This window comes from Pontibacter sp. 13R65 (assembly GCF_047525655.1).
Classification (GTDB): Bacteria; Bacteroidota; Bacteroidia; order Cytophagales; family Hymenobacteraceae; genus Pontibacter.
Map to the genome: position 1 here is coordinate 191,834 of NZ_JBLIQL010000009.1, position 11,176 is coordinate 203,009.

An 11,176-nucleotide genomic window follows, 5' to 3' on the forward strand; every position below is an offset into this window, starting at 1 on the left:
GATTCTCCCCTTATTATAATAGTAATAGTATCAGGATAACACACATACCACCCTACCATATGAAACAATCTTTACACTTACCTCAGGTACTCTTGCTTCTGTGTCTGCTGCTGGCAGGCTTAACTGGCAAGGCCCAAAACAAACCCTTTAATGCCGACATTGTAGTGGCCCTCGATGGCAGCGGCGATTTCGACAAAATACAGGCTGCCATAGATGCCGTGCCATCCAACAGCGATAGGCGCACCTTGATCTATATCAAAAGAGGCCTCTATAACACCGAAAAACTAATTGTACCGGCTACAAAAAAGAATGTGACTTTTATTGGGGAGAGCCGCGAAGAAACCATTATCAGTTACCATATTTACGACTGCGCCTCAGGCAGATGCCCTGCCGCCGATGCCGCCAAATGGACCGGCGATAACATTCGTACCTCTGCCACCCTCACCTTGCAGGGCGATGGCTTCAGGGCAGAGAACCTGACCATAGAGAACACGGCTCCTCCGGCAGGTCAGGCGCAGGCCATTACAATTAAATCAGATAAAAACGTGTTTGTGAACTGCGACCTGAAAGGCTATCAGGACACTATTTACCTTTGGGACGCAGGCAAGCGCACTTATTTTAAGAATTGCCTTGTTGTTGGCCGCACCGACTATATTTATGGCGCTGGTGTAGCCTGGTTTCAGTCTTGCGAAATCCGCAGCTGGGGCGGTGGCTGGATTACGGCTCCCTCTACACCCCGTACTCAAACATACGGCTATGTATTTAACGAGTGCCGCCTGACTTATGCTACCAACAGCCCGCGCTCCGGCGATGATGGTGCGCTGGTAAGGCTGGGCCGGCCATGGCATGAGTACCCGCAAGTGTTGTGGATGAACTCTGAAATGACAGAGAAGATTCATCCGCAAGGCTGGGGCGATACCTGGAATATGGACTACGCTGCCACCAGCCCCGACCTGAAGCTATACGAATACAACAACACAGGCCCAGGTGCCGACATGAGCGGACGTGCCGCGTGGGCTGGTTTACGTGCCCTTACAGCAGAAGAGGCTGCTAATTACACAGTAGAACGTGTAATGGCAGGTGCCGATAATTGGAACCCGACTGCTGAGGCCCCTGTAGTACCTTCTTATAACTGGACAGGCGCTGGCGCTACCAAAGGCTGGCTAGTGGCTGAGAACTGGAACCCAGCGGCTGCTCCGGCTGCCGGAGAGTCAGCTACAGTAAGCGGAGAGCAAGAAGTGCTGGCCAATGGAGGCAGCTTTGTAGCCGACCTGAACATGGCAAATGGAGCCGTTTTAAATGTAACAGAAAACAGCACCGTTACCTATTTATCCATAGGTGGTTCAGAGGTACGCGCTGCTGCAGAAGTAACCTTAGATGGTAAAATATCCACCAAAGAAGCCAACACCTTTTCTATTGCCGGAGCACTTACCCTCAATGCCGCCCTGGCAGGTGTGCACGACCTGGCTAAAGAAGGTAACGGTAAGCTGGTGCTAAATGGAAACAACAACGATTACTCAGGTGCTTGGACCATTGAAGGCGGCACTGTAGAAGCGAATGCTGCCGGCTCCTTAGGCAGAGGCAGCGTAAGCGTGGGCGCTGGAGCCACTCTCGCTATTAGTAACAGCGGGGCGGTGCAGCCAACAGCACAGTTGCGTGTGGCAGAAGGTGCTGCGTTGGTACTAAACGCCGATGTAACCCTGAGCGAGTTTTACATTGGCAACGACATTCAACCTTTAGGCGAATACTCTGCCACTACCCATGCCAACCTGATCAGTGGTACCGGGAAAGTAATTGTAGGCCGCCCCAACTCTTTTACATTTGTGGGAGGCGCCAACGGCAACTGGGATAACCCCGCTCACTACTCTCCACAACTGATGCCGGAGGCAGGGGAAACCGTTTTCGTGAACCGGGAAATGGAAACAACCAGCACGCCTTTCCCTGCTAAAATTGTATTACAGTCGGCAGGTAATCTGCGCATGCGTGGTAACCATACCGCAACAGGAGAAGTGGAAATGGAAGCAGGCTCCCGCATACTCTACGCCACAAGCGGTACTGGTTTTTCGCTGGAGGCACCCATACATGTACTCGGCGGTGTTATCATGCAAATGAGCAGCAACAACACAGCTGGCAATGCGCTCACCTTACTGGGTAATATAAGAGGAGCAGGTAAGGTGACAGCCTTCAACAACCGAAATGAGCAGGCAACAGCCACCTTAGTTCTGAGCGGCAACAACAGCGGGTTTTCCGGCACCTGGGATGCCACCAGGCCAAGCAGCTTTGCTACATCCGTTACGCGCATAGAAGGCACAAGTGCTAACGCTTTCGGAACTGGAACCATAGAAGTTGGCGAGAACAACAAAGTCATTTTCAGCCACGAGAAAAGTGCCGGCGACGAACTGAAACTGGTAACAAACGGAACGGGCAGAGCTGTGCTCAACACTTCAGTACAGGTAAATAAGTTTGTGCACAATGGAGTAGAAATGGCAGCCGGAACGTACACTGCCACATCACATCCTGTTATTTTTGAGGGCACAGGATCGCTGGTGGTTTCTGTTGTAACGTCTGTAGCTGCTGAACTGGAAAAACAACCCATTCATTTTTATGACAAAACCCTGTATATAAATGGTTCGCGCACTTCCGTTAACATTTACACCATTACCGGAACTGTTGTATTAAAGGAAACCAGCGATAAAGCTATTTCATTTAAAAATTACAAGCCAGGGCTTTATGTAGCCCGCTATTATGCAGACGGCCAAATCGGATCTGCCAAAGTGCTGATTACTCAGTAACTGCTGTTACACCTGAAGTATAAAAGGAGAGAATTGGAAAGCATGCTGATTTCTAAAGTGCCTTAAATGCTGTTGTTGGCGCTGTAACTTTAACTAAGAGGATTTATTCCAGTTGTTAGGTTGAGCGCCTTTGCAGGTTTCCGGTGCCGCGTGTGCGGCAGCCCGCTTGCGGGCAGGAAAGATGCAGCAGCGCGATGCCTAACAATGGGGCCGCGCGGCCTTGAGCGCTCAGGCATTTACTATAAAACATGTAAGTGTAAGGGCACCGGATGTAACAGCCACTAAAAGTATTGCAACCACCTTCTAAAAGCCTTAATACTGGAAGGTGGGAAACATCAGTATTGAACACCTTTATTAAATGTAATAAAAGAGGTGGCGCTGCAAAACAACGCCACCTCTTTTTCCTCCTGTAGGAACTACTTATTTTAAATCGTTTACAATGAATAAAACAATTCACAATGCAATGCGCAAAATGGTAGCTGGCCTTTTGCTGTTGGGCAGCATCAGCCTCATCTGCATGTCCTTTGTGCCACAGAAAAAGAAAGTGACCACGGTTTACCTTATCGGTGATTCTACTGTGGCCGATTATACCGATTACGATGGAGAAGATTACATGAACACCCGTTACCCGGTTACAGGTTGGGGCCAGATGTTCCAGCCATTTATGCGTCCTGATAGTCTTTCCAAGATCAGGCACCTGATAAAAACAGACAGTGTGGTGGTGGCAGACAAAGCCCGAGGAGGCCGCAGCACCCGCACCTTTTTTCAGGAGGGCCGCTGGGCCGCTGTGTATAAAGAGTTGAAGAAGAATGATGTAGTGATGATCCAGTTCGGGCATAACGATGCCGCCGAAAACAAGCCGGAACGCTACGTGAACATACAAGGCTACAAAGAATTTCTGAGGCTGTTCGTAAACCAGACCCGCGAAAAAGGAGGCATCCCGATTCTGCTCACGCCAGTAGCACGAAACTACCCCTGGAAGGACGGCAAACTGACCAACGTGCACGGTGACTACCCGCAGGCGGTGAAGGAGGTAGCAAAGGAGCTGCATGTTTACCTGCTGGACCTGAACCAATTGTCTATGGACGCTTTTACGGCCAAAGGGGAGGAGTTTGTAACAAAGCATTATTTCATGAACCTGCCGGCAGGTAAATTCAAAGCTTATCCCGAAGGTCAGAAAGACAACACTCATTTTCAGCAGGAAGGTGGCAAAGCGGTGGCACAACTTGTTTTTGATGGCATGCAACAACTAAAACTTCCGCAGGCCAAGTAATTTTACAAACTCAGCTCATACGCAGCATCTTGAATTCTTTGTTCTTTTTGTTTCAAGTTCATAGCCATCAGACTAAACCTCTGGAAGGTCTTTTTCATTAGAATAATTCAGTTGTACAGTAGCTGGTATTTCATTTTCAAAGCTGGACTTGCATATCTATCAAGTTGAGAAATTGTGAATAGGGTGTGGGGAAGGGCGTACAACTATAAGTTTTTCTGCCCTAGTAAAAAACGTGGTTTAATCACCGCCTGGTTCGCATTTGAGTTTTTTATAATGTAAATTTGAACAGATACTTTCCTGTTCGGCTGAGGGAAAAGTACGAAGAACCACTACTGAAATAAAGCTAGCCTTATGCGCCTAAACTGTTTCTGTCTTACCCTAAATTACCGAAAAACGGCTCTCTGGCTCCTTCTGCTGCTGCTTCCTCAAACCTGTCTTTTTGCTCAGCAAGCAACGACCTCCGACATAGGCAACTTCTACCCAATTATCAGCTCTTATGCTGCTCAGGACAACAACAGCCTGAGTTACCTGGCTAAAAACTGGAGAAACGAGAAAAAGTGGCGGCACCAAGCCAAAGCAAAAATGCAGGAGCTACTGGCATTCAACCCGGAACCGGCTCCGTTAAATTCCGAAATTCTTCAGACAACAAAACGTGACGGATACACCCAATACCTGGTGCGCTACAACTTGAACGCACTGCAAAAAACAGAAGCATTCCTGCTCATACCAGATAACTTAGATAAGCCAGCACCTGCTGTTATTGCCCTGCACGACCATGGTGGTTTTTACTTTTTCGGGAAGGAAAAGCACACGTTAACCGACGACATGCCGCCCGTGCTGGTGGAGTATGTGCAGAACCTTTACGAAGGCCAATTCTATGCCGATGAACTGGCCAAACGAGGTTTTGTGGTACTGAGTCCGGATGCCATGTACTTTGGGTCCCAAAAGCTGCAGCCGGAAACGGTGAGTCCGCAGTTTACCAAAACCTTGCTGAGCAGCAACTACGAAAACGAGAGTGAACGCATAAGGGCCTACAACAAATTTGCCAACTCACACGAAATTCCACTTAACAAAACCATACTGGCCTCCGGCACCACCTGGCTCGGCATGATAGCACAAGGCGATAGAGTAGCTGTCGATTTTCTGCTCTCCAGGCCTGAAGTAGGCAAAGACAAAATTGGTTGTATCGGGTTGTCGCTGGGCGGCTTGCGAAGCACCTACTTGTTTGGGCTCGATAACAGAATAAAGGCAGGCGTGGTAGCTGCTTTTTCGACCACTTTTGAGCACATGCTGAAACAGGACACCCGCCACACCTGGATGATGTATGTGCCCCGCCAGCACAAGTTCCTCGACCTGCCCGATGTGGCCTCCCTTAACGCGACTAAACCGCTGCTGGTTATGAACTGCAAACAAGACAAGCTTTTTAACCTGGCAGGCATGCAGGCTGCTGAGANCACAAGTTCCTCGACCTGCCCGATGTGGCCTCCCTTAACGCGACTAAACCGCTGCTGGTTATGAACTGCAAACAAGACAAGCTTTTTAACCTGGCAGGCATGCAGGCTGCTGAGAAGAAGCTGGCTGACATTTACACTAAAATGAAAGCACCAGAAAAGTTCAGGTGCAACTACTACGATGTGCCGCACTCTATGGGCCTGCAGATGCAGAACGATGCTTTTGCCTGGTTAGAGCAATGGCTAAAATAAGCTAAAACAGCTCCGGAAGTCCATTTTCATTAGCAGAATTTGGTTGCTGATTGCTAGTTGTTGATTGTTAAATGGCTTAATTGTTAAACTGTTGTTAGAATAAAGAGCAGCAAGAACTTGCAGAGTGTGCAGCTCCTGCGAGCGTCTTGTGAGCAAAGCAGATGAAAAACCAAAAACCAGTTTCAGAAAAAAATCTATCATCTAAAATCTAACAGAAGGCCATTATTATTAGAAGAATTCACTTATTCATTCACTCATTCAAAAATAAAGTATGAAACTAGAACACTTTGCGGTTAATGTGGAAGATCCTTTGGCTATGGTCGATTGGTATGCCGAGCACTTGGGCATGAAGGTAGTAAAGCAGGTGAAAGAAGCACCTTTTATGGCTTTTCTGGCTGATGACAGTGGCCGCATTATGATCGAAGTTTATAGAAACCCATCTGACCAAGTGCCACCTTACCGCACCATGGACCCGCTGCTGGTGCACCTAGCCTTTGTGTCGGAAGACCCTGCTGCTGATAAAGCTCGTTTGCAGCAAGCCGGTGCCACCGAGGTATCGGATGCAAAACTAGACGATGGTTCGCACCTGGTGATGATGCGTGACCCTTGGGGCCTGGCCATTCAACTCTGCAAACGCGGCACACCCATGCTAACAGAGCGGGAAAACTAAAGCATTTCTGATAATTCAAAATTAGAAATTAAAAATTAGAAATGATTGTGGCGCGAGCGTCCTCGCTCATGACTTCTATTCCGCGGCCTCTGGCCACATGGGAACAGTAAGTCGAATCAGAGAAGGCATCAAAAGAAGTAATACAAACGGAGATCTTTGTGCGGCAGTAGGCAATTATCCTGTGTCTTAGGTCCTGGCACATGTGTCTCATTTCTGCCTCCGGAAGGTCATTTTCATTAGAATACTTGATGCTGGACCAGCATCAGGTACATTAAACTAAATACAAGATGAATGTAAAAAAATATTGGGTCGCTGGCCTTATGCTGCTTACGTTATTTGGAGCAGCATCCTGCGGAAACCAAGATAAACAGCAACAGGATCGGGCAAATCAGGAAGTCGATGTGTGGGATGAGCTGGAAGATATTCTGAGTCAGATCAAAGCCCCTACCTTTGCCGACAGAGATTTTAACGTGACCGATTACGGTGCTGTAGGCGATGGCACTACCAATTCTTCAGAAGCTTTTAAAAAAGCCATTGCTGCCTGTAACGAAGCTGGCGGCGGCCGGGTAGTGGTGCCTGCAGGTAAGTATTTAACCGGCCCGATTTATCTAAAAAGCAATGTAAACCTGCATGTGGTAAAAGAAGCCACTATTTTATTCTCGACCAACCCCAAAGATTACCTGCCGGTGGTGTACACTCGTTGGGAAGGCGTGGAACTGATGAACTACTCGCCGCTGATTTACGCCTACGAAGAAAAAAACATCGCTATAACAGGCGAAGGCGTTTTGGATGGCCAGGCGAACGAAACCAACTGGTGGCCCTGGAAAGGCAACAAACGCGATGGCTGGAAAGAAGGAACTCCTAACCAGAACGACCCAGATAAACGTGCCGTATTGTTCCAGATGGGCGAAGACGATGTGCCGGTGCGCGACCGCGTGTTTGGCGAAGGCTTTTACCTGCGTCCCCAGTTTGTGCAGCCTTACAAGAGCGAGAACATTTTAATTGAAGGTGTTACCTTTATCAACTCCCCAATGTGGATACTAAACCCGGTGCTCTGCAATAACGTGACCATTCAGAAGGTAACTGTAGAAAGCCAGGGGCCAAACTCCGACGGTTGCGACCCTGAGTCCTGCAAAAATGTGCTGATCAAAGACTGCTTCTTTAACACCGGCGACGACTGCATTGCCATTAAATCTGGCCGCAACGCCGATGGCCGTCGCATTAACGTGCCAAGCGAGAACATTGTGATCCAGAACTGCGCCATGGAAAACGGACACGGAGGTGTGGTTATCGGTAGTGAGATATCGGGTGGCGCCCGTAATATTTTTGCAGAAAACTGCAAAATGAGCAGCCCTGAACTGGACCGCGCACTGCGCATAAAAACCAGTTCGATGCGTGGCGGTACTGTTGAAAATGTGTACCTCCGCAACATAGAAGTAGGGCAGGTGGCCCAGCAGGTGGTGCGCGTAAACATGTTCTACGAAGACTCTGGCTCTCATGTGCCTGCCGTACGCAACATAGAAGTGCGCAACATGACTGTAGAGAACGGAGGCAAAGTAGGAGTGCTGCTGGAGGGGTACCCACAGTCGCCGGTGGAGAACCTGCGCCTGATAGATGTAAACATCAAAAAAGTGCAGGAGCCTTACAAGTTCAGCAACATTAAAAATGTGCAGTTCGAGAACGTAACCATCAACGGAGAGCCAGTGGTGCTGCAAGAGTAGGTAAAACGGTCTGCCAAGGCCATGCGCCTTCCGGAGGATTTAAGAGCTAAAAAGCCTCCGGAAGGCTATTTTTATTTGAATAATTTAAACTCATTGGCAACTCCTGACCTCTCAGCAGGCTTTCCCAGGTTTGCGAGAGTTTTAATAGGCATCTACGCTCTTGCAGCTATGGTGTGCTTCCAGAAAAATTTATTATTAACTAAAGCTAAAAGCTGGCTTACATGATAAAAAAGATAAATACGCTGGTATGGGTGCTGGCTCTTTTAAGCCTGAGTTGTTCGTCTGGTAAAAAAGCGGCGGAGGCCAGAGGACCAATAGAGATCTGGTGGATGGAGTCGTTAGAAGCAGTAGGGAAACGACCAATTACCGTGCTGGGGGAGCCTAAGGTTATTTCTGTGGCGAAAGGAGAAAAAGCGATTGAGTTTGATGGCAAAGACGATGGTCTGCAACTGAACGCCAATCCATTTTTTGGTGCCGAAGAGTTTACCTTAGAAATAGTATTTATGCCTTACGATGCTTACCCGGCCAACGTAGAGCAGCGGTTTTTCCACATTCAGGACCCCGTAAACCTCGACCGTAGGATGCTGATGGAACTAAGGCTAAACGACAAAAAAGAGTGGTTCGCCGACTTTTTCATGAAAACTGAAAGCCAGCGACTCGTGCTGATCGACTCCACCAAAACGCACCCGGTAAACCAATGGGCCACCATGACCCTCGTGTACAAAGACAATACCATGACAGGCTATGTGAATGGGGTAGAAGAAGGCTCAGGTCACATCAATTTTCTCCCCATGAGCGAGCAAGCTAATCTCTCGTTAGGCACCCGCATAAACAGAGTGTCGTGGTTTAATGGGGCAATTAAAACAGTTAAATTCATTCCGTGGGCCCTGCCGCCGCTGGAGCCGTAGGGGGAATTTAATAAGTATATAGTGCAGATTTAGGGAGCTGTTACTGATATCTGCTAGTTGCCTGGCATTTCAATGAATGATATACTTGGTATTTCAAATACGCAAAGAGTAATCCACAGAGACAAAAAAATGACTATGTATAGTTTAAATGAGGGGAACCAGACTGACCTAATTTATTATGCTGAAGTAAACCAAGAATGGCTGAACACTCTCGATCATAAGTATAACTGGGACAATTTTAATCAATTTGATAATAAGTTGTGGGAGTATATGTATAAGTTATTTGATGATGTAGTCGAAAAAGCGGATGCTAAAACAAATGAAGAATTGTGGAACAACCTCAACAGATGCCAAAAGCTGTTTTGGTCATTCTTAGCTTTTGGTGGAGATACAGATAATGGTGGAGTTTTTCAACAAACCTCAACATGCCATTTCTGCACTTGAAGTTTGGGAAGAGTTAAGAGTAGAGAGATTGGTAAAAGATTATCAGCTAGTACTTAGTGAATTACTTGAAAATAAGCAGGGGTTTAAGTCGTCAAGAGAAATATTTGATGATGAAAGTCTTTCTTGGGAAAGTAGGTATGAGGCATTTGAAGAAGGGGAAAAGGAACTTCCCTCAATTGAAAAAATTGAAAATTACTTCTATGATGTAGAGTTTAAAAAGTATCTCTTTCAAAAAATGGCTGCTTACATTGAAAAGAACATGCATCAGTATGCAAAAATAAAGTAAAACAACAGGTAACACAGTACGCCTTGCTCGCCTTATGTACTAATCCATTATCGGTAATAGAAAGTATAAAATAACGAGGTTTTAACAGGATTTCCTTGTTCCAATTCTTGAACCAGTAATCTCCAAGTATAAAGTCCCAAGCGGATAGAAGTTGCCAATGAGTCTATTAAAGAATTAGAGAGTGCAATAGGTTTAACTTTGCCTGAAGATTATTATAGTTTTCTTATCAACTTCCACGGTTTAGAAGATTCAGTTGGCGAAGAGTATGTGGGCCTATGGGATTAGAACGAGTTAATGCAGCAGAATATATAGTATCTTACTTGAAAACCTTCCAAATACAATTGGAATTGGTTCAAATGGAGCTGGCGAGTTTATAGCTTTAGAACAAAAGACGAATAACACCCATTGTTGAGATAAGTGAAGAGTATTACGTCCATATTGGAGATTCTTTTACGGATTTCTTGCAGCGTTTTGAAAATTGGGAAGAGTGGTTTTACGAACCAAATCTAAAAGAACTATAGTCAATTGGTGGTAATATAATATAAAATTTGCAATTTGAATCTAACAAAAATTAATGAAAAAGCGGAAGGTTAGATTATTGTATACCCCTGGGCTTTTAAGTCTAATTTTAATTTTACCTCTATGCTTATATTATTTTAATCGGCAAGAAATACTTAAAGAGAAGTCAGTAATTGAAATTAATAGCTTAAGCCCTGAGTTTGCAAATGAGATAGTTAACGACACCTCTAGTTATTATTTTGGATTAGACCCAAACAGACCGTTCCCAATAAGAAATTACAAAAAATATGTAATAACAGGTCAAGAGCAGCAAGATTTGGAGGCTTTTAAACAAGCTCATCTAGACGTAAAACGCCTTCAAATCGCAAATGACACTATCAATGGAGTCTTTTTCTACTTTGCTGAAAATGCCAAATATTGGACTTTTGTAAAGGCATTGGACATAGTTAAAGGAGAGAAAATTAAGTGTTACCTACATTTGAAAAATGAAATTTGGGTTTATAACATCCCTGAACCCAGAAGCGAAGAAATTCCACAAATGATCTGTGGAAACTCAATATTATTTGATAATGAGGTAAATGGTGGTTTAATAAAATCCCTGGATGTGGACTTGCTAATTTATAAATTGGGCGACTTGTGGATTGTATATGTTATCTTTCTTTTCATCACATATTTAAATATTAAAAAGGTAAAAAAATATTACGACCAACGGCAGTTTGTCTAAAAACCTCTGCTCGTTTCTTAGCTAAAGATAGCAATTTGATGATATATCGCATGAGAGGCAAGGATTTTTATCCTTTGGCTATGGCTCCGAAAAATTATTTCAAACAGGAGCCACAGCGCGCTTAAAAAGGCCACAC

Annotated in this window: 9 protein-coding genes; all 9 read left to right on the plus strand. The window is 45.7% G+C overall.

Annotated features, from left to right (window positions below; translation table 11 throughout):
- Positions 1 to 59 precede the first annotated feature (59 nt).
- The 9 genes from ACMA1I_RS13115 (at position 60) to ACMA1I_RS13155 (ending at position 11,040) form a co-directional block, all read left to right on the plus strand.
- On the plus strand, positions 60 to 2,792 hold the full coding sequence (locus ACMA1I_RS13115; protein ID WP_337068824.1) for a pectinesterase family protein: 2,733 nt from the start codon (positions 60 to 62) through the stop codon (positions 2,790 to 2,792).
- Positions 2,793 to 3,231: 439 nt separating this feature from the next.
- Complete coding sequence (locus ACMA1I_RS13120) at positions 3,232 to 4,065, plus strand: rhamnogalacturonan acetylesterase (protein WP_337068825.1); 834 nt, start codon at positions 3,232 to 3,234, stop codon at positions 4,063 to 4,065.
- 351 nt (positions 4,066 to 4,416) lie between these two features.
- Positions 4,417 to 5,583: a dienelactone hydrolase family protein gene (locus ACMA1I_RS13125; protein WP_414703912.1), complete on the plus strand. Its 1,167-nt coding sequence runs from the start codon at positions 4,417 to 4,419 to the stop codon at positions 5,581 to 5,583.
- Positions 5,580 to 5,768, plus strand: coding sequence for a hypothetical protein (locus ACMA1I_RS13130; RefSeq protein ID WP_414703913.1), 189 nt, complete (start codon positions 5,580 to 5,582; stop codon positions 5,766 to 5,768). Before ACMA1I_RS13125 ends, ACMA1I_RS13130 begins: the two co-directional genes overlap by 4 nt.
- Before the next feature lie 271 nt (positions 5,769 to 6,039).
- On the plus strand, positions 6,040 to 6,438 hold the full coding sequence (locus tag ACMA1I_RS13135; RefSeq protein ID WP_337068831.1) for a VOC family protein: 399 nt from the start codon (positions 6,040 to 6,042) through the stop codon (positions 6,436 to 6,438).
- A 287-nt stretch (positions 6,439 to 6,725) separates the two neighbouring features.
- Positions 6,726 to 8,159 carry a glycoside hydrolase family 28 protein gene (locus ACMA1I_RS13140; RefSeq protein ID WP_337068832.1) on the plus strand — a complete coding sequence of 478 codons (1,434 nt, stop codon included), beginning with the start codon at positions 6,726 to 6,728 and terminating at the stop codon, positions 8,157 to 8,159.
- A gap of 221 nt (positions 8,160 to 8,380) precedes the next feature.
- Positions 8,381 to 9,067, plus strand: a complete 687-nt coding sequence (locus ACMA1I_RS13145) for a LamG-like jellyroll fold domain-containing protein (protein ID WP_337068833.1) — start codon at positions 8,381 to 8,383, stop codon at positions 9,065 to 9,067.
- 379 nt (positions 9,068 to 9,446) lie between these two features.
- A complete protein-coding gene (locus tag ACMA1I_RS13150) occupies positions 9,447 to 9,797 on the plus strand; it encodes a hypothetical protein (RefSeq protein ID WP_337068834.1) in 351 nt (116 codons plus the stop codon).
- 574 nt (positions 9,798 to 10,371) lie between these two features.
- Complete coding sequence (locus tag ACMA1I_RS13155; protein WP_337068835.1) at positions 10,372 to 11,040, plus strand: hypothetical protein; 669 nt, start codon at positions 10,372 to 10,374, stop codon at positions 11,038 to 11,040.
- The last annotated feature ends 136 nt before the right edge of the window (positions 11,041 to 11,176 follow it).